The sequence below is a fragment of the Mesobacillus jeotgali genome, assembly GCF_031759225.1.
GTDB lineage: Bacteria > Bacillota > Bacilli > Bacillales > Cytobacillaceae > Mesobacillus > Mesobacillus jeotgali_B.
Genome location: NZ_CP134494.1, coordinates 860,133 through 883,469 on the forward strand (window position 1 = coordinate 860,133; position 23,337 = coordinate 883,469).

A 23,337-nucleotide genomic window follows, 5' to 3' on the forward strand; every position below is an offset into this window, starting at 1 on the left:
GAGTATAATGATATCGGAGAAATTGTTATAAAATTTTCACATATAAAGAGACAGCAAACAAGGGGAGAGGGGTAGACAGATGAATATCGAAAAGTTTCAGGAAAGCATGTACGAGCTGATTGTTGAAACATCCACGAACCTTCCGAAGGATGTACGCAGGGCGATCAAGGCGGCGGCAGAGCGTGAAAACGCAGGAACCCGTTCGGCGATGAGCCTTGATACGATCACGAATAATATTAAAATGGCGGATGACAATGTGTCGCCAATCTGCCAGGATACTGGATTGCCAACCTTTAAAATCAAGACTCCGGTTGGCGCGAACCAGCTTGAAATGAAAAAAGCGATCTACAACGCGATTGCTCAGGCAACGAAGGATGGAAAGCTTCGTCCGAACTCTGTAGATTCTCTGACTGGCGAAAACAGCGGTGACAATCTCGGCGGAGGAACTCCTGTCATTAAGTTCGAGCAATGGGAAAAAGATTACATTGATGCACGCCTGATATTAAAGGGCGGCGGCTGTGAAAACAAAAATATCCAGTACAGCCTTCCAGCTGAGCTTGAAGGGCTGGGACGTGCCGGACGTGATCTTGATGGCATACGCAAGTGCATCATGCATTCAGTCTATCAGGCACAGGGACAAGGCTGCAGTGCCGGCTTCATCGGAGTTGGTATTGGCGGCGACCGTTCTTCTGGTTATGATCTTGCCAAAGAGCAGTTATTCCGTACAGTAGACGATGTCAATCCGCACCCAGATCTACGTGACCTAGAAGAATATGTTTTGGAAAATGCGAACAAGCTTGGCATCGGCACGATGGGCTTTGGCGGCGAGACGACGCTTCTTGGCTGCAAAATCGGTGTCATGAACCGCATCCCTGCAAGCTTCTACGTCTCTGTTGCGTATAACTGCTGGGCATATCGCCGCCTTGGTGTAGCGGTGAACCCTGAAACAGGGGAAATCCAGGAATGGATGTACCAGGAGGGTGAAAAGATTGACTTCGCACAGCCTGCAGCCCAGGAGATCGCAGCAGCTGTTGAAGCACCGGCCGAGGAGAATGTCGTCACATTGACTGCTCCGATTACCGAAGAGCAAATCCGCGAGCTGAAGGTGGGAGATGTCGTGAAAATTGACGGCATGATGTACACCGGACGCGACGCCATCCATAAGTATCTGTCAGACCATGATTCGCCAGTGGACCTGAATGGCCAGATCATCTACCATTGCGGACCGGTCATGCTGAAGGATGAAGAAGGGAACTGGCATGTAAAGGCTGCAGGCCCGACAACAAGCATTCGTGAGGAGCCTTATCAAGGCGATATCATGAAAAAATTCGGCATCCGTGCGGTCATTGGGAAAGGCGGAATGGGCGCGAAGACGCTTGCTGCCTTGAAAGAGCATGGTGGTGTTTACCTGAATGCCATCGGCGGAGCGGCGCAGTATTATGCTGACTGCATCAAGTCAGTAGAAGGCGTTGACCTTATGAACTTTGGTATTCCTGAAGCCATGTGGCATCTGAACGTCGAAGGATTTACCGCAGTTGTCACGATGGACTCACACGGAAACAGCCTCCATGAGGATGTTGAGAAATCATCCCTTGAAAAATTAGCACAGTTCGCTGAACGAGTTTACAAATAAATCAAAACGAAAGGAGACTCCCTTTTTTGAGGGAGTCTCCTTTTTACATTGTCCAGCTGGTGCACCTGATTCCCTGAGACGCTTGTCTAGTGCCGGCTCCGCTTCTTTATTTCTTTTGCTTTGCCAATTGGTTACGGTCTACATTGCCTGGCTGCCTTTCCATCCATTCATTTTCAATTTGGATATTACATCCATCTTCTGCGAAATTCGCTGTCTCGATCAGGAATCTTGCGTAGGTCGACCCGAGATCATGCCGCGGGCTTACCGCCATGGAATCTCCAAAGTTACGCACCTTTGCGGAGGACAGGTTTGAAATATGGAATAGCATCATCTTATCTGAGTATGGTGCCTCAATCGATTCTGTAATCATGAACTGGCTTGGGATTGAAACAGGCAGGTCTTCTTTGTACATGATTTGAGAAAGTGTGTTGTGCTGCTTGATGTTGATTTTTTTTCCGCGTAAAAAATAATTCCTTACTTCTTCAACCTTAGCCACCTGGCTGAACCCCATGACTAAGATTGTTTTGATTGCATTCACCTGGATGTTCAGGAACAAATGTGTGATTTCCATAGCAGTGAGAGGTCTTTTATCGCCAAAATAGCCATTAAAAAAGCTTTGTTTTTCAACAAAGGAAACCTCATTCATTGTTGGTATGGATGGCGCCCTCACATGCAGACCCTTGTTCAGCATCATTTCTGTTACCTTGTTTGAAAGATGGAGGGTAGAAATATTGATTTCTGTGATGGAATGCCGCAAATCCATTTTCGAGAAACCAGGCAAAGCAACACTATAATAAAGTGCACCGTATTTAACCATCATATCAAGATAATTCAGGTAAAAGCTGTCGGAAAAGAGTCTGGGCGCATTCACATTTACATCCTTCTCCAATGAAAATCCCATAGGGATGGCAATCCCTTCACGTTTAAAGAGCTCCTTCAATTGCGAGAGGATGTCCCTGCTCAATTGGTCAGCAGTTAACAGGCAGTCTTTAACCTCTTCATCTTCCACATTCAAAAGAAAATGTCTGAACATGCATGTTGCCATCGAGTTAGCCATGTATATATTCCAAAGATTGCCGATTTCCCCGGATGTCCAATTGATTTTTTGTTCTTCCGACATAATGTTCTCCTTAGTGTTTTGTATTTTTACTATTTGCCTTTCAAATTGAAATATACTTATAAGAATTTTTTTCACGACCTGACAAACAATAAGGAAAAACATCAATGGAGGAACATCATGAAAAGAATTTTGAAAATCATTCTTGCTGCGGCGATGCTGCTGTTGATTACCTTGCCGGGAACGACTGGTGCGGAGGAAAACTCCAACTCACCTTTGCACTGGGGTTTCAAGAAGGGCCGCAACGGAAGGCAGGCAGATGCCGGCAGGATGTTTGAGGTCATCCTTGAAGACCATGGAGCAGTATACAAGGGAGACAAGAACTCAAAGGATATTTATCTAACCTTCGATAACGGATATGAAAATGGTTATACCGAGAAAATCCTCGACATTTTAAGGGAAGAAAAAGTTCCGGCCGCTTTTTTTGTGACTGGCCATTATCTTGATAGTGCACCTGAGCTTGTTGCGCGAATGGCGAATGAAGGCCATATCATCGGCAATCATTCATGGCATCATCCTGACATGACGAAGATCAGTGATGAGAAGATCAAAAAGGAACTGGAAATGGTCAGGGCTGAAACAGAAAGAATCACGGGCAAGAAACATATGACCTATCTCCGGCCGCCGCGCGGAATTTTCAGCGAAAGGACGATGGCGGTCGCGAAGGAAGCTGGCTATACCCATGTATTCTGGTCACTCGCCTTTGTTGACTGGAATACCGACCAGCAAAGAGGCGCCCAATACTCATATGATAAAATCATGACGCAAATCCACCCGGGCGCAGTCCTGCTTCTGCACACTGTATCAAAAGACAACGCTGATGCCCTTGGAAAAGTAATCAGGGATTTAAAGGAGCAAGGCTACCATTTTAGAAGCCTGGATGATTTGATGCTAAACAAAGGCGGAATGAAAGACCCGATGTTGTACTAGTAAGTTTGTTTGTCCCGGCATCTTTTCTTGTGCCGGGATTTTATAATTGGGAAAAATGCTTGATAATTTCCAATTCGCTATAAAAAGGAAAAAGTCGCTATATAAAATGAAAAGTCGCTATAAAAAGAAAAAAGTCGCTATATAAAAGAAAAACTCGCTATATAATTTCTTTTTTCGCTATAAAAACACAGTACCCCCTAATTTTTAACTTATCTTCGAACCCAACTAATACAGTTTTCCTTTAATTAATCCCCTATCTTCGTAAAAAAACTGCGGAAATGCTATAATACGGGAAAAATACTTAAGGGCGGTTTGTGTATGTGGGAAGAAAAAGTGTCGATATCAGGGCCATATGATTTTGATCTTGCATTAAGCAGGCTTGCACTCGATCCATTGCATTGTGTTGATATCGAAAAGCGGCTTGTGAAGGTGCCGCTTGTTTTTAAAAATAAAAAAATCGTCGCTGAAGTCATCGGAACTGGGACTCTGGAAAAGCCTGAATTCCTCATTCGTTCTAACGATGACTACGAAATGACGATCCAGCGTCTTTATGAAATTTTTCAATGGAATGTTGAATTGATCCATATTCATGATCATTTCCAGGTGACACAATTGAAAGACTTGTTCAATGATCATTATGGAACTCCACTTGTTCTGGAATTTGACCCATTTTCGAGTTTGGTCAAGAGCATCATTCATCAACAATTGAATTTGAAGTTTGCTTTTACATTGACAGAACGATTTGTCACGACATACGGCGAAGAGCATGATGGAGTCTGGTTTTATCCTTCTCCAGAAAAAGTGGCGCAGCTTACGGTGGAAGAGCTGCGTGAATTGCAGTTCAGCGGACGGAAGGCAGAGTATGTGATTGGAATCGCCGAACTGGCCGCATCAGGCCAGCTTGATTTTGAAAAAATGAAATCAATGCCCGATGCGGAAGTCGCTAGAGAATTGATAAAAATCCGCGGTGTCGGCCCATGGACGGTCGAAAACTTTTTGATGTTTGCACTCGGTCGGCCGAATTTGTTCCCAATGGGTGATATCGGCATCCAGAATGCCCTGAAGAAGTACTTCAATTTGGAGGGAAAACCGACTCCAGCGCAGATGGAAAAGTTTAAGGAACCATGGAATCCTTATTTAAGCTATGCTTCGCTCTATTTATGGAGAAGCATTGAATAATTGGAGTGAAGTTTTATGAAAAAAGAACAGCATGTCAAAAAAGAGCAACAATCAAAAATTGTGCAACATACCAAAAAAGGTCCCCAAAGCAATACGCAGCCTAACAAAGGCCCAAAAAGCAAAGCCACGTATAAGAAAAATGGCCAGCAATCGCAAAAAGACCAGCAAACCGCAAAGTTGGAGTTGAAACAGACCTTTCCCCTGACAATCAAGCGTCTTGGCATCAATGGTGAGGGTGTCGGCTATTTCAAGCGCCAGGTGGTGTTCGTGCCGGGGGCCTTGCCAGGTGAGGAGATTGTTGCGGAGGCGACGAAAGTCCATCCTAAGTTTGCTGAGGCGAAAATCAAGAAGATCCGTAAACAATCTGAGCATCGCATCAAGCCGCTGTGCCCGGTATATGATCAGTGCGGAGGATGTCAGCTTCAGCATTTGCGCTATGATCAGCAGCTCAATGAAAAGCGTGATATTGTCATCCAGGCTTTAGAGCGCCATACAAAGCTGAAAATTGATAGTCTTGATATCCGAAACACGATTGGAATGGAGAATCCATGGGGTTACCGGAACAAGAGCCAGTTCCAGGTTGGCGAAAAGGATGGTAAGATACTTGCCGGATTGTATGGCCTGAACTCCCATAACCTGATCAATATCGAACAGTGTGCTGTCCAGCATCCTGCAACGACAAAAGCTACTGAGGTTGTAAAAGGCATTCTTCAGGATTTGAAGATCCCAATCTACAATGAGAAAAAGCATAAAGGAATTGTGCGCACGATCGTGGCGAGAACGGGAGTACAGACCCGAGAGCTCCAGATCGTACTGATTACGACGAAGAAAGAACTGCCGAAAAAGGACATCATCATCCAGGAAATCAAGAAGCGGCTGCCTGAGGTGAACTCGATTGTCCAAAACGTCAATGGAGAAAAAACTTCGGTCATTTTCGGAAACGAAACTGCAACACTGGAAGGCAGCGATTTTATCCAGGAAACACTGGGCGACCTGCAATTTGAATTGTCTGCTCGTACATTCTTCCAGCTTAATCCAGAACAGACGGTAAAACTCTATAATGAAGCGAAATCAGCCGCCATGCTTTCAGGCAGGGAAAAGCTGGTGGATGCGTATTGCGGGGTTGGAACGATTGGTTTGTGGATGGCCAATCAGGCTGGCGAGGTCCGGGGAATGGATGTTATACCTGAATCCATCGATGATGCCAAAAAGAATGCAGAGAAACACGGCGTTAAGCATACCAAATTCTATCTGGGCAAAGCGGAGGAACTGCTTCCGAAATGGTTGAAGGAAGGGTGGCGTCCCGATGTGATCGTCGTCGATCCGCCGAGAACAGGCTGCGATGAGGAATTCCTCAAGACCGTCCTGAAAATCCAGCCTAAAACCTTTGTGTATGTATCCTGCAATCCTTCAACGCTCGCGAAGGATATCACGACATTGAGTTCAAAGTATAAAGTTGAATACATCCAGCCAGTCGACATGTTCCCTCACACTTCACAGATTGAGAGCGTCACGAGACTTGTGCTGAAATAATGAAAGCGCCGGCCTGGATCTAGGCTGGCGCTTTATCGTATATTTGATAATCCTTTGTTGATAAAGTTGTTGAGTATCTCTGCCATTTCCTTAGGTGTTTTATTCATGCCGTTTTCCACCCAGTTTTTTATTACATAAATACATCCACTGACAACAAAAATATTGATATATTCGAAGGTCTCACGGTCAAAATGGATGTCGGAGATCCAGTTTTTGAAGATGAATTCCTGGGTGATCATCATGCCTTTTTTCTGGAAATGGATATCGCTGTTTTCACTTAAAAGTGTCTGGCATACATCGCTTTTCAGGGCAATATACTCAAGAATCTTCTCTGTCATCTTCAAAGCTTCTTCTTCTTCGGAAAAATTATATTGGCTCAGCGTCGCGACCATGTCTTCAATGAATTCTTCTTCGATTGCATTCAACAGGTCATATTGACTGGAATAATGAGAATAGAATGTGGAGCGATTGATGTCGGCGAGCTCACAGATTTCTTTTATGGTGATATTGGAAATCGGTTTGTTTTTCAATAAGTTCATCAGACTTTCCTTAAGAACCATCCTGGTATACTTTTTTCGTCTGTCCATTTTATTAAAACTTCCTTTATCTGTAAAATATTGAGTTAAGCAACAGAACTAAACTTTATGTTGTTTATTGCACGTTATTTGCCCAACTGTTTGTTGAATAGACAACACGGTGTTTATATAATGATAAAGTGAAATGGCAAAAGACTCAAGTGAGGTTGAAGAATGAGAAGTATTGCTGAAATAGTCATAAAACATAAGAAAGCTGTTGTGATTGCGTTTGTTTTATTTACGTTAATCTCAACGGTGGCGCAATTTTTTGTGTCGGTCAATTATAATATGGTGGACTATTTGCCAGAAGATGCCCAGTCAACAAGGGCTATGGAAATCATGGAGAAGGAGTTCACAGCTGAGGTACCGGATACAAGGGTGATGGTCAGGGATATCTCCTTGCAGGAAGCGCTTAGGGTAAAAGAAGAATTGTCGGCCATAGATGGTGTTGGTGACGTCATATGGCTGGATGATGTGGTGGATTTGAAAACACCTCTTGAAATGGCAGACAAAGAGACCGTTGAAAATTACTACAAAGATGGAAATGCGCTGTTCTCGATCAGTGTCCGCTCTGGTGATGAGGTTCCAATCACCGATGCTATTTATGATTTGATTGGAGAAGACGGTGCGATTGCAGGCGAAGCCATCAATACCGCTTCTTCGCAAAAAATGGCTGGAACAGAGTCGATGTACGCAGCCGTCCTGCTTGTACCGATCATTATTTTCATTTTGGTGATCTCAACAACATCATGGGTGGAACCTTTATTTTTCCTGACGGCGATCGGGGTTTCGGTTCTGATCAACCTGGGAACGAACATTTTCATCGGCGAGGTATCCTTCGTCACCCAGTCAGTCGCACCGATCTTGCAGCTGGCCGTTTCACTGGATTATGCGGTGTTCCTGCTTCACAGCTTTTCTGATTACCGGAAGCAGACCAATAATCCTGAAGAAGCCATGGGTCTAGCGATGAAAAAGTCGTTCCCGGCGATTACCGCCAGCGCGGCGACAACATTTTTTGGATTCATCGCCCTGACATTCATGAAATTCGAGATAGGCTCCGATTTAGGAATCAATTTGGTAAAAGGAATAGTCCTGAGCTTTATCAGCGTCATGGTGTTTTTACCGGCGCTCACTTTACTTTTTTATAGATGGATGGACAAAACGCAGCACAGAAGTTTTGTTCCAAGCTTCACAGGAATCGGCAACTTTGTCCTCAAATTTAAGATACCAAGCCTGCTGCTCGTTTTGGCTATTCTCGTTCCAAGCTTTTTGGCGCAAAGCAATACGGCATTTACCTACGGCCTTGGGGAACAGCCGGAAACAACACGTGCCGGCAGTGATTTTATCGAGATAAAAGAGGCGTTTGGAGAAACGACTCCGATTGTCCTTTTGGTTCCTAAAGGAGATACAGCAAAGGAAGCAGAGCTAGTCCAGGAGCTGGAGGATCTGGATTACGTCACAAACGTGATTGCCTATGTGAATATGGTAGGTTCGGTCATCCCGCCTGAGTATTTGGAGGAGTCAATCACGAAAGAATTTTATTCGGAGAATTACAGCCGGATCATCATCAATACGAATCAGGGGACAGAAGGGGATATTCCTTTTTCAATCGTTCAAAAGGTAAACGGAGCAGCTGAAAAATATTATGGCGACAGGGCATTGAGCCTCGGGGAAAGCGTAACATTGTATGATATCAAGAATGTCGTCAACAAGGATAATCTCGTCGTGAACGTGTTGACAGTCGTGACGATTGCCATTGTCCTGCTGGCAACCTTTAGGTCGATTTCGATTCCACTCGTATTGCTGATCACAATCCAGTCAGCCGTCTGGATCAATCTGTCGATTCCGTATTTTACAAGTTCATCGCTGGTGTTTGTCGGATATTTGATCATCAGTACGGTACAGCTAGCGGCAACGGTGGATTATGCGATTTTGCTGACGGAAGCTTACCAGTATAACCGCCAGGAAATGTCAGCGAAAAAAGCAATCTTGAAAACATTGGATGAAAAAACGTTCTCCATCTCTATATCCGCAGCAATTTTATCGAGTGTCGGATTTATTTTGTGGTTGACGTCTTCCAACCCTATTGTTGGATCCATCGGTCTGTTATTAGGCAGGGGCGCATTGCTTGCGTTTGTGATGGTCGTATTTTTATTGCCGGCGATGCTGCTGGTGTTCGATAAATTCATTGAAAAGACGACCTATAAAGCAAATTTTCACGAGGAGAAATGATGATGAGAACAAATAAATTACTTCCTGCAGCTATCGCATCGATGATCATCTTGCCTTCATTTCTTAGTTACGGTGCGGCAGCAGAAACTGGAGGGAAAATCACTTCCAAAGACGAAGTCGTATACGCGACATTGAAATCCAATGGAGATCTCGATGATATTTATGTCGTCAATACATTGGAGATAGCGAAGGCTGGGGAAATTCTTGATTATGGGAATTATAGCAGCGTCAAGAACCTGACTGACCTGTCTGAACTTGAGCAGAAAGGGCAGGCCGTCCAGATTGATGCTCCTGAAGGAAAGTTCTATTATCAGGGAAACATGGAAGACAATACAGAGCTGCCATGGGATATTGAGATTTCCTATTTGCTTGATGGACATGAGGTTGAAGCATCGGAGCTTGCGGGAAAAGAAGGCAATCTGGAAATAAAGATCAATACTGCTGCCAACGAAAAGGCAGACAGCATTTATTTTGAGAATTATTTATTGCAAGTTTCCCTGCAACTCTCGAATAGCTATCAAAATATAGAAGCTGATGGCGGCATGGTTGCGAATGCGGGAAAAAACAAACAAATTACTTTCACAGTAATGCCAGGCCAGGAGGAAGAGTTCAACGTCGAAGCTGACGTGGTGGATTTTGAATTCACAGGCGTCGATATTGCAGCCGTTCCGTCGACCCTGCCGATCGACACTTCGGAAATGGAGAGCATGACCGATGATATGTCGGCATTGTCAGAGGCAATCAGGGAATTGGATAATGGCGTTGGCGACCTGAAAAAAGGTGTTTCGGAACTGAATAATGGCGCAGCAAGCCTGCGCGATGGTTCGGCAAATTATAAAAGCGGCATGAGCGACCTGTATGGTTCATCCTCACAAATCGTCGGAGCATCGAGTTCCATTGGCGATGCATTGAAACAAATCAGCACGTCACTTTCCGTAGATTCAGCTCAAATGGATGTAACGAGCTTGAGTGAACTGCCTGCAGTCCTGACTCAATTAGCCAGTGGGATGGAGCAGGCAGCCGATGGACTGGCAACTTTGCGTGAAAATTATGCTATGGCATACGGTGCACTTGATGGCGCGATTAAAGGCATTCCGGCTCATCAGGTTTCAGAGAAAGAGATAGAAGCATTATACAGCAGCGGCGCTGATGCAAATGTTGTCAATAAGCTGGTTGAGTCCTATACAGCTGCCCAGAAAGTCAAAGGGACTTATTCACAAGTACAGGAAGCATTTGCAGCCGTTGACCCAACACTGAAGCAAGTCAGCGGATCGGTATCCGAAATGAGCGCAGGGCTTACAGCGATAGCCGATGAACTGTCTGCATCTCTTAAGGATATGGATATGAGCGGCTTGCAACAGCTGCAGAAAGGGCTCGCGGAATTATCCTCTCAATACGGGGATTTCCACTCCGGTCTTGTTGGTTATACAGGAGGAGTGAGCAAGCTGGCAGCTTCCTATAATCAGCTGCATTCTGGAGTTGCAGGTCTGGCAGATGGCACAGGTGAATTGAACAAAGGAGTCAGTGAACTCAACGACGGAACAAGTGAATTGCATCAGGAAACGAAAGACCTGCCTGAGCAAATGCAGCAGGAAATCAATGAAATGATCAAGGAGTATGACAAATCGGACTTCGTGCCAGTTTCTTTTGTGTCAGCGAAGAACGAGAACATTACTTCCGTCCAATTCGTCATCAAAACAGAAGCTATTGAAAAAGAGGAACAAGAAGAGAAACAAGCAAAGCCTGAGAAGAAGAAAGGCTTTTGGGATCTTTTGATGGATTTATTCTAGTGGATGAAGGACAGTTCAGGAAGCTTGAAATTGGCTTCAGGACTGTCTTTTTTATTTTTGACCATTGGATAAACATGGTTTTAAACAGCACAAAAGGGTAAAATTCAAATGTGAAGGCAAAATAACTATGTTAGCGTACAAAGATAATGCTGCATGAATTGAGGAGGAATCACAATGATCAGCGACAAGTTGGTTAATGGTTTGGTTGAACAAATGAATTATGAATTTTATTCTGCACATGCGTATATGGCGATGGCTGCGTATTGCTCAGCGGAGAATTTAGATGGTTTTGCGAATTTCTTTTTAGTACAAGCTGAAGAAGAACGCTTCCATGCGATGAAGTTTTACAATTTCATCAATGATATGGGTGAGCGCGTGACATTCGATGGCTTCCATGCCCCGTCAAACGAATTCGAGTCCGTTCTTGATGTTTTTGAAAAAGGACTTGGGCACGAGAAGGAAGTCACACGCCGTATTTACAAACTTGCGGATATCGCACTCGATGAGCGTGAACATGCCACGATGACATTCCTAAAATGGTTCATTGAAGAACAGGTTGAAGAAGAAGCCCTGTTCGACAGCCTCATCCAGAAGCTGCGCCGGATTGACCAGGACAGCAACGCATTCTTCATGCTCGAAAATGAACTTGCTCAGCGTTCATTCACTGCTCCAGAGTCAAAATAAAGTGATACAGCAGGATTCCTCGGATGGGAATCCTGTTTTTTGTGCCGAAGAGGATGCTGGAATGGTTAAAAAGGCTTTGAAATAGGATTGCACGAGCCAGGAGAGGAGTGTTTTTTGACTATTTTGGAGATTCATTATCTGTTCATTCAATTGATTTAAAGGTTACGGGGAAAAAGCGTCATCCATAGGCTTGATGGAGACATGAAAATGGGCTTCTAGTAAAATAAAGTGCTATCCATAAGCCTAATGGAGACGCGAAAAGAGGCGCCCAGCAGGGAAAGCGTGATCCATAGGCTCGATGGAGACGCGAATAGTAACGACCATACGATTTAACAGTTATAAATTTTATGACGATTGAATTTGAATATCCATGTGGCAATTATAATCCCAGTTATACAAGTTTTAATACCAATTGATATTGAACTGTTGTGGTTTTACCAATTCCATCCAAAATGTCCCGGAAACTATTTTTGCCTGGTATTTAGGGTATAGGGATGATAAGAGAATCTTACAACAAGGAGGATCTTATGAAGAAACTACTGATATCTTTGGCAGCGGCTGGGATTCTTGCTGGATGCAGTGCTGATGATAGTGAAGTTGGCCAGGAGGGTCCGCCGGAAACGGAAGTGAAGACAGAGGAGGATCCGGTGACAACGGATTACCTGCAGGAAAGGTTTTACGAAGGAATGGATTATGATGCCTACGCTGTTGAGGTACAGACCTGGGTAGATAAGGGCCAGGCGACTATTTCGGATACTGTCAAAATTGACGGGCAAGAAGAGGTGTCGGCCGATATTATCCAGGTTGCAGACGGGTTCCTGGCGGTTGCGAATGACAGCAAGCAGATCACCTTGGTAAAACCATTTGCTTCACCTGAGGATGCGAAGCAATACTTGAATGAGAACTTATAAATCGAGAGCCCGCTAACTAATCGTTTAGCGGGCTTTAGCTTGTGGTATACGACCATATAGGGGCATGGTGTCTGTTGGTACGATAAAAAGGCAGCCTGAGAGCGATTACATAGAAGTCCACATGCTCCCACATCTAGAACGGGAGGAATAATCGATGAATAAAGACGAGAAGAATCATTCTGTGAACGAGACTTCCAAGGATCAGCAGCTTGAACAATTCAGATCTGGACATGATGGGGAGGCGCTGACTACGAATCAGGGAGTGCGTGTAACAGATGATGAGCATTCCTTGAAGGCGGGAGTGCGCGGACCGACATTGATGGAGGATTTCCACTTCCGTGAAAAGATGACCCATTTTGACCATGAACGGATTCCTGAGCGTGCAGTCCACGCAAGAGGGTATGCGGCTCATGGATACTTTCAGGTGTACGAGCCAATGGCTGAATATACGAAAGCGAAATTCTTGCAGGATCCGGGCAAAAAGACACCGGTCTTTGTGCGTTTTTCAACGGTGGCAGGTTCACGTGGATCTGGTGATACTGTCCGTGATGTACGCGGGTTCGCGACCAAGTTTTATACAGAGGAAGGCAATTACGACCTTGTCGGTAACAATATCCCTGTTTTTTTCATCCAGGATGCGATTAAATTCCCTGATTTGGTCCATTCCTTCAAACCTGAGCCGCACAATGAAATTCCGCAGGCTTCGACCGCCCATGATACATTCTGGGATTTTGTTGTGAATAATCCGGAGTCCGCGCATACCGTCATTTGGGCGATGTCCGACCGCGCCATTCCGCGCAGCTATCGGATGATGGAAGGGTTCGGGGTCCACACTTTCCGTTTTGTCAATGAACAAGGCAAGGCCCGTTTTGTAAAATTCCATTGGAAGCCGGTGCTGGGAGTCCACTCACTGGTTTGGGATGAAGCGCAAAAGCTTGCCGGGAAAGATCCGGATTTTCATCGCAAAGATCTGTATGAGGCTATTGAGAAAGGCGATTATCCGGAATTTGAGCTTGGCGTCCAGATGATTGAGGAAGAAGATGAATTTAAATTCGATTTTGATGTGCTGGATCCTACGAAAATCTGGCCAGAGGAATTAGTACCCGTCAAGATCATCGGAAAAATGACTCTGGACCGGAACGTCACGAATGTTTTTGCTGAGACAGAGCAAGTCGCTTTCCATCCGGGCCATGTAGTGCCAGGTATCGATTTTACGAATGACCCGCTTTTGCAGGGAAGATTGTTCTCTTATACAGACACCCAGCTGACACGTCTTGGCGGTCCTAATTTCCATGAGATCCCGATTAATAGGCCAGTTTGTCCATTCCATAACAACCAGCGCGACGGCATGCACAGGATGACGATTGACCGAGGACAGGTTTCCTATCATCAGAACTCCTTGCAGAATAACAATCCAAAGCCTGTTCCTGCGAACGAGGGAGGCTTTGAGCATTATCAGGAAAAAGTGGAAGGCAGGAAGGTCCGTCAGCGCAGTGACAGCTTCAATGACCACTATTCCCAGGCGATCCTTTTCTGGAACAGCATGTCGGATGTGGAAAAACAGCATATTATCGACGCTTACAGCTTTGAGCTTGGAAAAGTGAAAAGCAAGGACATCCAAAAGAAGGTTGTCGAGATGCTGAGTAATATTGACTCCTTCCTTGCAGAGCAGGTGGCGGATAGTCTGGGCATGGAAGTTCCGGCAGACAGCAAGCCGATGGAAGTGACGCTGACTTCACCGGCGCTTAGCCAGATGAATACTGTGAAACTGCCAAATACAAGAAAGGTAGCGATCCTTGCTGACAATGGCTTCAATGGCGCTGAAATTTTCGGCTTGATGGAAATGCTGGAAAAAAGCGGCATCACCGCGGAAGTCATCAGCCAGAAACTGGGCATGCTTAAAGGCGATGACGGTAGAGAAATCGAAGTGAATCACACGTTCCTTACAAGCAGTTCCGTATTGTACGATGCCCTGTATGTAGCAGGCGGACAGCAAAGCGTGGAAAGCCTAAAGCAAAAGAAAGAAGCAGTATATTTCGTCGATGAAGCATACAGCCATTTCAAGGCAATTGGTGCTGGAATAGAGGGATCAGTTCTATTCGCAGCGGCAGGCATAAATGCTGAAGGTGCTCCTGGTGTAGTCGTTTTCGAGAGCAGCAAGGAAGTGACAGGCGACAGCCAGAAATTCATCGATGCAGTTATTGCGCACCGCCACTGGAACCGAATGATGTAATGACTAAGTAATTCAAAAAGAGAAACGGATATTATCTGTTTCTCTTTTTTACAAAGGAGGGAATGTAATGAAGGTAATCGTTATTGGGGCTCATAGCAGCGTCGGGGAGTTTGTTGTCAGCAAGCTGATGGAAAATGGATATACATCCTGTGCGGTCGTCAGCGATGAGAATCAGATCGATCTGCTGAAAAAGAGAGGAGCTACAGAAGTAGTTCTATATGAAGAAAGAATCCTGCCGACATTATTCCAAGGATATGATGCCGCCATTTATCTAACTGGCACCAATCCGAGGGCCCAAACAGGCCGGACTGTAATGGTGGACCATGAGTCGGTCATTGAGACTGTAAAAGAAGCAGAGAAGCAGGGTGTTAAGCGTTTTGTGATGATGAGCGCCATCATGGCCAATGAAGCGGAAGGCGATGACAGCCGGGAAATTGGCGCGAAAGAGATGCCCGATGAGTTGCTGCGGCAATCCAATTTGACGTATACCATCGTGCAGCCGGGAGCTTTAACAGATAAACCCGGTCATGGGAAAGTATCTGCAGCTGAAACGCTGGATTCAAATGAGCTTGAAATTTCAAATGAGGACATCGCGGAGGTATTAGTCATATCGCTGGAAAACGAGGCTGCTTTTAACAAAACTTTCGAAGTGGCAGAAGGAGATACAGTCATAACAAAAGCTTTATCTTCATTATAGGAAAGGAGGATTTCAATGGGTTTGACGGATTATCTAGTGATCGGCTTGTTTATTTTCATAGCATTGATTATCCTGGTCCCTGTCCTTCTCTTTATCTATTTATATTTTAAAGATGACAGGCAGCAGCAGCATTCCATTCTAAGGAATTTTCCTGTGCTTGGAAAGGTTCGGTATTTTACCGAGCACATTGGTCCGGAAATGCGCCAGTACTTATTCAATGCAGACAATGAGGGTAAGCCTTTCTCCCGAAAGGAGTACCAGGATGTCGTAAAGGCAGGCAAGTATAAAGAAAGATTGATTGGATTCGGATCGCTTCGAGATTTCGAGGCAGAAGGATTTTACATCAGGAATACGCTATTTCCTAAATTGACTGATGAAATGAAGGTCGATAACGCTGATAAAATTAAAACAAGAGTTTACAAGATTGATGGGGAAGGCCTTTTTACAAGGAAAGAGCATAGCGAGGAAAAACTGGCTGATCCTTATTATTTGAAGGATGATGATGCTGTTGTGCTTGGCGAGCATACCTGTCGCTATCCTTTCAGGGTGAAGGGGCAGGTAGGTCAGTCGGCAATGAGCTATGGGGCCCTAGGTGAAAAAGCGATCCAGGCACTTTCAAAAGGGCTTGGGCTGGCAGGCGGGACATGGATGAATTCAGGGGAAGGCGGATTATCCGACCATCACCTTGCCGGGAACCCAGATATCATCATGCAAATCGGGCCAGACCTTTTTGGGGTGCGTAAACCGAGCGGAGAGTTTTCATGGGAAGAGTTCAAGAAGAAAAGTGAAATGCCCCAGGTAAAAGCGTTTGAAATTAAGCTAGCACAGGGAGCGAAGACGCGCGGCGGCCATGTTGAAGGTGAGAAGGTAACCGAAGAAATCGCCAAGATCCGTCTGGTGGATGTCGGGAAGACAATCAACAGCCCGAACCGTTTCTATGAGTTCAGCGATGTCCCATCGATGTTCGATTGGATTGAAGAATTACGCTCGGTTGGCGGCAAACCGATAGGAATCAAGATTGTCGTCGGTGATATGGACGCACTTGAAAATATGATTGCTTACATGAAGGAAAGCGGGAAAGGTCCTGATTTCATCACCGTTGATGGCGGAGAAGGCGGTACGGGAGCAACCTACCAGGAGCTGGCGGACACAGTCGGACTGCCAATCCATTCGGCTTTGCCTGTTGTAGATGAAATGCTTCGCCAGTATGAAATCAGGGACCGGGTGAAGCTGATTGCTTCAGGGAAATTGATTACTCCTGATAAAGTGGCGATCGCTCTCGCAATGGGAGCGGACCTCGTGAACATCGCCCGCGGGATGATGATCAGTGTCGGCTGCATCATGGCCCAGGTATGCCACACAAATACTTGCCCGGCAGGAGTGGCGACCACAGACAAGAAGCTTCAGGATGGACTTGTCGTGGATGAAAAAATGTACCGGGTCGCCAATTATATCATCTCATTGCGTGAAGGCCTGTACAATCTGGCAGCCGCTGCAGGCTTGGACAGCCCGACACAGTTTAAGCGGAAACATATCGTCCACAAAGATGAACTTGGGCGTGTGTCCCCAGTAGAAGATTTGATCATTGCTGCAAGGAGAACACAATTACAAAAGGAAAGAAAGATAGATTAGAATCAAGCGAGGGTGTCCCAAAAGTATAAACTTTTGGGCACCCTCTTTATTTTTGAGACTACTTGTAAAAATGGTCCGTTGATTTCCGTTCCAGGCGCTTCGCTTTCCGCGGGGCTGGCGCTGAGCCTCCTCATCGCTTCGCTCTTGCGGGGTCTCACCTGACCAGCTGCGCCCGCAGGAGTCTACGCGCCTTCCACTCCAATCAACTCAGGTTTCTAAATTCATTTTTTGTGCAAAAAAATACAAGAAAAACCTCTTTTGTTATAATTAAGTCACCACAACCAACTATACAAAAGGAGAGATTTTCTTGTATAAAAATTATAACACAAACCAATTGACCCTTCCAATGGACATTCAAGTTTTGATTCCTCAACAGCACCTTGTTCGATTGATTGATTTTGCCGTCGACCAGATGAACCCCAATATCTTTCTCTCTCTTTATCCTGGTGGAGGACGGCCGCCTTACCATCCTCAAATGATGTTAAAAGTCATTCTTTATGCATATGCCAACCGTATTTATTCCTCTCGACAAATCGCGAAACAGCTAACAGAGAATATTATGTTCATGTGGCTCTCCGGCGAACAGAAGCCTGATTTTCGTACCATCAACCGTTTCCGTTCCGAACGCATGAAAGATGTCATCTATGAGACGTTCTTTTCCATAGTCGACCTCCTTCGGGAGGAAGGACTTGTGAAGCTAGAAGACTATTTCCTGGATGGGACCAAATTGGAGGCAAACGCCAACAAGTATACTTTTGTTTGGAAGAAGTCCACTGAAAAATACGATAAAAAGTTGGACGAGAAATTCCGCCAGATTGTCTTTGGGATTGAACAAATCACCAAAGAAGATGAAGAAGCAGAAAGGGAACAAGATTTTCAGGAAAAGCTCGAAGAGACACCCATCTCTTCTGCAAAAATTGAAGAAACCATTAAAAAGCTGGAAGAGAGACTGGAACAGGATCCAAAAAACAAACCTTTAAAGAAGGCAAAGCGCCAACTGGAAAAAGACCTTCTACCTCGAAAGCAGAAGTATGAACTTCAGAAACAGACTTTTGGAGAGAGAAACAGCTTTTCTAAGACGGATACCGATGCCACTTTTATGCGAATGAAAGAGGACCACATGATGAACGGGCAGTTAAAGCCTGGATATAATGTTCAGATTGGAACAGAAAATCAGTTCATCACCAACTTCAGCCTCCATCAACGGGCTGGAGATCCTGGATGCATGATTCCCCATCTTGAACTTTTGGAAAAACATAACCGCCCGAAGCCAAAGGCCGTTATTGCCGACTCTGGTTATGGAAGCGAAGAGAACTATGCACATTGTGAAGAACAGGAAATAGAAGCGTACATTAAATACAATACTTTTGACAAGGAACAGACAAAGGCATGGAAGGAACAAATTGGCCGAGTTGAAAATATGGAGTATGACGAAGAGCTAGATGAATGGATTTGTGCAAACGGAAAACGCCTGGTTTTCCAGTATGAGAGTCAAAGAAAGTCCGACAACGGTTACGATTCCGTGAAGCGCACGTACCGCTGTACCGATTGTATGAACTGTCCATTCCAAACAACCTGTGCCAAAGACAAAGATACAAAGACCGTACAGGTCTCAGTGAAAAACCAACAACAACGAAAAGAAGTTCGGGAACGATTGGCTGCGGAAGAAGGAAGCCAAAGATACAGGCAGAGAAAAATAGATGTCGAGCCAGTATTTGGGCAGATTAAACACAATCGAGGGTTTAAAAGATTTGGGTTAAGAGGCCTCTCCAAAAATACCACGGATTGGGGTCTTATTTGCGCTGCACACAATCTTTTGAAGTGGGCAGCCAACAAGGAAAGCGAACAAAAATTAGGGTAACTAAGGGGAGGAATATCCCTCTTTCCCTTATAAATCCATCAAATCCAAACCCATAAATTGGATAAAAAGTAAAAGAGGCGACTCTCAGGTCGAATTTATTCAACCTTTTGAGTCAGCCTCGTTTTAAGGTTAAAATATTCTTATCAGCAAAATTAGAAAGTATTACGGTATGAATTAGGGGGTTACTTGCTTGGCGGGTAAAACAGCTTTGATTGTCGGTGCGACCGGTTTGATAGGAAAAGAGTTGCTGGAGTTTCTATTAAATGCGAACGAATATAATAAAGTCGTAGCGCTTGTAAGAAGATCGATTGGAATCGATCATCCTAAACTCGAAGAAAGAATCGTGGATTTCGATCATCTGGATCAGCACCAAGAGATTTTTGCTGTTAATGAAGTCTTCTGTGCCATGGGGACAACAATCAAGAAGGCGAAGACAAAGGAAGCAATGTGGAAAATAGATGTCGATTATCCAGTGGCGATTGCCAGGTTGGCCAGTTCACAGAGAGCAAAGAAATTTTTACTCGTCAGTTCGATGAATGCCAATCCTGAATCACCGATCTTCTATTCGAAAATGAAAGGGAAGCTAGAAGAAGAGATCAAACAAATTCCATTTGAGACAACCGCCATCTTCCGTCCATCTTTGTTATTGGGAGAGCGGGATGAATTCAGGCTGGGTGAAAGAACGGCTGCTGCCATTTTTACGAAAGTCCCATTCCTTTTTGCTGGGCCGCTCAGGAAATTCAGAGCCATCGAAGGCAGGACGGTAGCATCCGCCATGTATCAGGCAGCCCAGAAAGATGCGCCGGGACTTACGGTATATCCATCTGAAAAAATCCAGGAAATGGGCCAATGATCAATCAATTCTTGTGAGGTATACATGATGTTGAATCTATTCATATTCTTGGCGTTATTTTTATTGGCAGCTTATGCTGTACTGACCTACTATCCGGCTTTTGGCGGAAAACATACTCATGAAAGAAAATCCATTTACGCGAGCTCTACGCAATATCGAAACGGAAGGTTTATCAATCAGGTTGAAACTTCATGGAATACCAGTTTCAGCTCAATGATTTCGATGATGAGGGACTATATAAAAGGCAATCCAGAGAGAAGGCCGGTAGTCCCGATTCAGATGGCTTCATATGCACCTGGAGCAAAAGAAGATTCAGCAGCAAAAGTGACCTGGTTTGGGCACTCTGCCTTCCTGCTTGAAATAGAAGGCAAGACTATATTATTCGACCCGATGTTCGGGAAAGCACCGACTCCGTTTCCGGTGAGAAACCAGCGGTATAGCAAGGAACTGCCTTTTAAGATTGAGGACCTTCCGGTTATAGATGCAGTTGTACTTTCGCACGATCATTACGATCATTTGGATTATGGCTCGATCATGAAACTAAAGGGTAAGGTGAAGAATTTTATCGCTCCACTCGGAGTAGGAGCACATCTGCAGAGATGGGGAATTTCACCTCAAATCATCCAGGAACATGATTGGTGGAATGAATTCTCCTTCGATGGGCTTCAGCTTGCCTGTACCCCTGCCCGCCATTTTTCTGGCCGAAGTCTTACCGACAGGAATGCCACCCTCTGGTGCTCCTGGGTGATCAATGGCAATGAAGCAAACATCTTTTACAGCGGAGATGGCGGCTATGGTCCACATTTTAAAGAAATCGGCGAAAAATATGGCCCATTTGATTTAACATTGATGGAATGCGGCCAGTATGACGCTCGATGGGCAGCGCTTCATATGATGCCTGAAGAAACAGTTCAGGCACATCAGGACGTACAAGGAAAGCTGATGATACCAGTGCACTGGGGAGCTTTCACCCTTGCTCTCCACGCATGGCATGATCCTGTTGAAAGGGCAGTCCGGTCAGCGAAAGAAGCAGGAGTCCAGATAGCGACCCCGAGGATTGGAGAGACGTTCACGGTTGGACTTGATGATTATCCAGCAACAGTCTGGTGGGGGTTGACCAAAGTTAGAATGTAAAAGGGTGTCTGGTTTTGACACGCTTACATCAGTTTTATAAGTGCAAAGGATTCCATATTCAATTGGAATCTTTTTTTGTAGATAGGATTGGAAACAGGTTGGAAGGTTTCTGGGTCAATAGATTCCTTTGTGATTGTTCACACTAGTTTTAAACTCCTTAAATAGAATCATTTTTCGTAAAATTTACAAAATCATCATATTTCGACAACTTTTTTACATTATGATTATCTTGGATTTATATTTGAGGAGGTAGTCAAAGTTGAAGAAAATGATTTCTGTTTTACCAGCAATGATTCTATTATTTTCAACTCTTTACCCGTCATTCATGACCAGTGCACCAACCGTGAATGCTGCTGAGACCGCGAATGTAGTCATCAGTGAAGTTGCCTGGATGGGCACGAACAAAAGCTATAGCGATGAATGGATCGAACTTTATAACAATTCAGGTTCTGATGTAGTGCTTGACGGCTGGCAGCTGAATGCAGCCGATGGTGCACCTGCCATCACGCTGAGCGGCACTCTTCCAGCAAACGGTTATTTTTTGCTTGAAAAAACAGATGACCAATCCGTAACAGAAATCCAGGCTGATCTTATCTACAGCGGGTCGCTGGGAAACACAGCTGAACATCTTAAATTGATTGATGCATCCGGAGCGGTGATCGACGAGGTAGACAGCTGGTATGCGGGTGATAATACGGCGAAAGCGTCAATGGAACGAATTGACCCAGGTGTTTCGGGCCTCGATTCCACGAACTGGGCAACTGCCAGTGCAAGCTACGCTGATGGAATCGGAACTCCAAAGGCCTTCAATTCAACAGGTGCAGATGGCAGCGGTTCTGGCGGCGATGCAGGTGGTGGTTCGACACCTCCTGTAGCACCAAGCGTTTGTGATGACAGGACGCAGCGTGTGAATAATGTTTCCGAAGCTGAGGGTGCAATGAACGTTTATTTTAATAAATGCGCATTTCCACAGTATGCTTCAGCAGGGAATGAGGCGAACTATAATGTGAACTTTGAGGATATTTTAATCAAGAGGCTGAACTCGGCAACAAAGAGCATTGATTTTGCTACATATGAAATCAACCTTCCGCGAGTGGTTGATACTTTGATTGCGAAAGCGGCAGAGGGTATAGATGTGCGTGTGATTGCGGATTCAAAGGACGCAGCGGACCCTCACTATGCAGAACGCTTCGAAACGATGCGGCTTTACTTGGAAAAAATGGTGCGCGGAGAGGACCTGAAAATCGGCACCGCAGATGACATTGTTGTTTTTTCAGACTCACCAATGTTCGCAGTGGAAGACAGCGCGAAAAGAATGGAGAAAGGATTGCCGGCCAGTGTAAGCGATATTGCACAAGAAACTGCCACTGTCGGAAACAGTACGACGACTGGCAGACTGTTCGTTGATGCTGAGGCAAAATCGGAAGGGAGCTACTATAGTCCTGGAAACCAGATGCATAATAAATTCGCAATTGTCGATGACCGTTGGGTATTTACGGGAACATGGAATTTTACGGTCACTGGACTTTATGGTTCAGATGAAAATATGCAACAGGGAATCCTTGACGGCAACCAGAATCAGATTGTCGAAATCAACTGGCCACATCTGGCAGGTATCTATGAAACAGAATTCAATGAAATGTGGGGCAGCGATACAGTGAATCCAGATCCGGCATCGTCGAATTTCAGCACACGAAAAACTGACAATACTACACATGTACTTGATATCAATGGGAAAAAGGTCGAAATCTATTTTTCTGCAGGGGATAACGCAGTGGGGAAAATGGCCGAGCTGATCCGACACGAAGCTGACTTCAATACATACTTTTCGATTTTTGCCTGGAGCGACCAGGCGTTAGCGGATGAATTGAAGAATAAGTGGGAAGGATCCTACAATGATATGGAAGGAACCTTGACTGGTTTTGATGTGAAAGGGTTGTTCGACTCTGATTTTTGGAACCAGTGGTGGTCTGCGAGTGTCGATATGACAGGGCGGACTGCTTCACAGACAAGCGTGAACAATCCAAACACGCGCTGGAATAACCCAGCACCTGTTTATGCGGATGCAGAGACACGCAAGCTCCACAGCAAAACAATGCTGATCGATGCCGATACAGACAGTGACCCGACTGTCATCGTCGGATCAACGAACTGGAGCAACAATGGCAACAATGTGAATGACGAGAACATGCTGATCATCCATGACGCAGCCATCACCAACCAGTTCGTGCAAGAATTCAACGCACGCTATGTCCAGGCTGGCGGAATATTGCAGTAACAAAAAAGTGTCTAACCGAGTGGTTAGGCACTTTTATATTTATAGCGATAGCAAAATGCCCTAGT

General features: G+C 45.0%; 17 protein-coding genes. 15 read left to right on the plus strand and 2 right to left on the minus strand.

Annotated features, from left to right (window positions below; all coding sequences use genetic code 11):
• Positions 1 to 79: 79 nt before the first annotated feature.
• Positions 80 to 1,633 carry a fumarate hydratase gene (locus tag RH061_RS04315; protein WP_311074211.1) on the plus strand — a complete coding sequence of 518 codons (1,554 nt, stop codon included), beginning with the start codon at positions 80 to 82 and terminating at the stop codon, positions 1,631 to 1,633.
• Positions 1,634 to 1,739: 106 nt separating this feature from the next.
• Here RH061_RS04315 and RH061_RS04320 read toward each other — a convergent pair whose 3' ends face one another.
• Positions 1,740 to 2,753 carry a DUF3231 family protein gene (locus tag RH061_RS04320; protein ID WP_311074212.1) on the minus strand — a complete coding sequence of 338 codons (1,014 nt, stop codon included), beginning with the start codon at positions 2,751 to 2,753 and terminating at the stop codon, positions 1,740 to 1,742.
• Between the two features lie 117 nt (positions 2,754 to 2,870).
• On the opposite strand from RH061_RS04320, the gene pdaA reads away from it, so the two are divergent.
• From pdaA to rlmD, 3 genes are all read left to right on the plus strand, one after another.
• Positions 2,871 to 3,680 (plus strand): delta-lactam-biosynthetic de-N-acetylase, encoded by an 810-nt coding sequence (pdaA, locus tag RH061_RS04325; protein WP_311074213.1) that lies wholly within the window; start codon positions 2,871 to 2,873, stop codon positions 3,678 to 3,680.
• A gap of 318 nt (positions 3,681 to 3,998) precedes the next feature.
• Positions 3,999 to 4,859 (plus strand): DNA-3-methyladenine glycosylase family protein, encoded by an 861-nt coding sequence (locus RH061_RS04330; protein WP_311074214.1) that lies wholly within the window; start codon positions 3,999 to 4,001, stop codon positions 4,857 to 4,859.
• 15 nt (positions 4,860 to 4,874) lie between these two features.
• The gene (gene rlmD / locus RH061_RS04335) at positions 4,875 to 6,392 is read left to right on the plus strand and encodes a 23S rRNA (uracil(1939)-C(5))-methyltransferase RlmD (protein WP_311074215.1); all 1,518 of its coding nucleotides are present in this window, start codon (positions 4,875 to 4,877) and stop codon (positions 6,390 to 6,392) included.
• A 32-nt stretch (positions 6,393 to 6,424) separates the two neighbouring features.
• On the opposite strand, the gene RH061_RS04340 is transcribed toward rlmD, so the two are convergent.
• Positions 6,425 to 6,979 (minus strand): TetR/AcrR family transcriptional regulator, encoded by a 555-nt coding sequence (locus RH061_RS04340; protein WP_311074217.1) that lies wholly within the window; start codon positions 6,977 to 6,979, stop codon positions 6,425 to 6,427.
• A 162-nt stretch (positions 6,980 to 7,141) separates the two neighbouring features.
• On the opposite strand from RH061_RS04340, the gene RH061_RS04345 reads away from it, so the two are divergent.
• From RH061_RS04345 to RH061_RS04395, 11 genes are all read left to right on the plus strand, one after another.
• Positions 7,142 to 9,199 (plus strand): efflux RND transporter permease subunit, encoded by a 2,058-nt coding sequence (locus tag RH061_RS04345; protein WP_311074219.1) that lies wholly within the window; start codon positions 7,142 to 7,144, stop codon positions 9,197 to 9,199.
• The gene (locus RH061_RS04350; RefSeq protein WP_311074220.1) at positions 9,196 to 10,989 is read left to right on the plus strand and encodes a YhgE/Pip domain-containing protein; all 1,794 of its coding nucleotides are present in this window, start codon (positions 9,196 to 9,198) and stop codon (positions 10,987 to 10,989) included. Before RH061_RS04345 ends, RH061_RS04350 begins: the two co-directional genes overlap by 4 nt.
• Before the next feature lie 174 nt (positions 10,990 to 11,163).
• Positions 11,164 to 11,673 carry a ferritin gene (locus tag RH061_RS04355; protein ID WP_311074222.1) on the plus strand — a complete coding sequence of 170 codons (510 nt, stop codon included), beginning with the start codon at positions 11,164 to 11,166 and terminating at the stop codon, positions 11,671 to 11,673.
• A gap of 527 nt (positions 11,674 to 12,200) precedes the next feature.
• Entirely contained in the window at positions 12,201 to 12,584 is a 384-nt protein-coding gene (locus tag RH061_RS04360) for a hypothetical protein (RefSeq protein ID WP_311074223.1), read from the plus strand.
• 154 nt (positions 12,585 to 12,738) lie between these two features.
• Positions 12,739 to 14,817 (plus strand): catalase, encoded by a 2,079-nt coding sequence (locus RH061_RS04365; RefSeq protein WP_311074224.1) that lies wholly within the window; start codon positions 12,739 to 12,741, stop codon positions 14,815 to 14,817.
• Positions 14,818 to 14,884: 67 nt separating this feature from the next.
• Positions 14,885 to 15,514 (plus strand): NAD(P)H-binding protein, encoded by a 630-nt coding sequence (locus RH061_RS04370; protein ID WP_311074226.1) that lies wholly within the window; start codon positions 14,885 to 14,887, stop codon positions 15,512 to 15,514.
• Positions 15,515 to 15,529: 15 nt separating this feature from the next.
• Entirely contained in the window at positions 15,530 to 17,146 is a 1,617-nt protein-coding gene (locus RH061_RS04375) for an FMN-binding glutamate synthase family protein (protein WP_311074227.1), read from the plus strand.
• A 307-nt stretch (positions 17,147 to 17,453) separates the two neighbouring features.
• Positions 17,454 to 19,007 (plus strand): IS1182 family transposase, encoded by a 1,554-nt coding sequence (locus RH061_RS04380; protein WP_311071405.1) that lies wholly within the window; start codon positions 17,454 to 17,456, stop codon positions 19,005 to 19,007.
• A 190-nt stretch (positions 19,008 to 19,197) separates the two neighbouring features.
• On the plus strand, positions 19,198 to 19,860 hold the full coding sequence (locus tag RH061_RS04385; protein ID WP_311074229.1) for an NAD-dependent epimerase/dehydratase family protein: 663 nt from the start codon (positions 19,198 to 19,200) through the stop codon (positions 19,858 to 19,860).
• 24 nt (positions 19,861 to 19,884) lie between these two features.
• Complete coding sequence (locus tag RH061_RS04390) at positions 19,885 to 20,994, plus strand: MBL fold metallo-hydrolase (protein WP_311074230.1); 1,110 nt, start codon at positions 19,885 to 19,887, stop codon at positions 20,992 to 20,994.
• 268 nt (positions 20,995 to 21,262) lie between these two features.
• Positions 21,263 to 23,272 (plus strand): phospholipase D-like domain-containing protein, encoded by a 2,010-nt coding sequence (locus RH061_RS04395; RefSeq protein WP_311076261.1) that lies wholly within the window; start codon positions 21,263 to 21,265, stop codon positions 23,270 to 23,272.
• Positions 23,273 to 23,337: the final 65 nt, after the last annotated feature.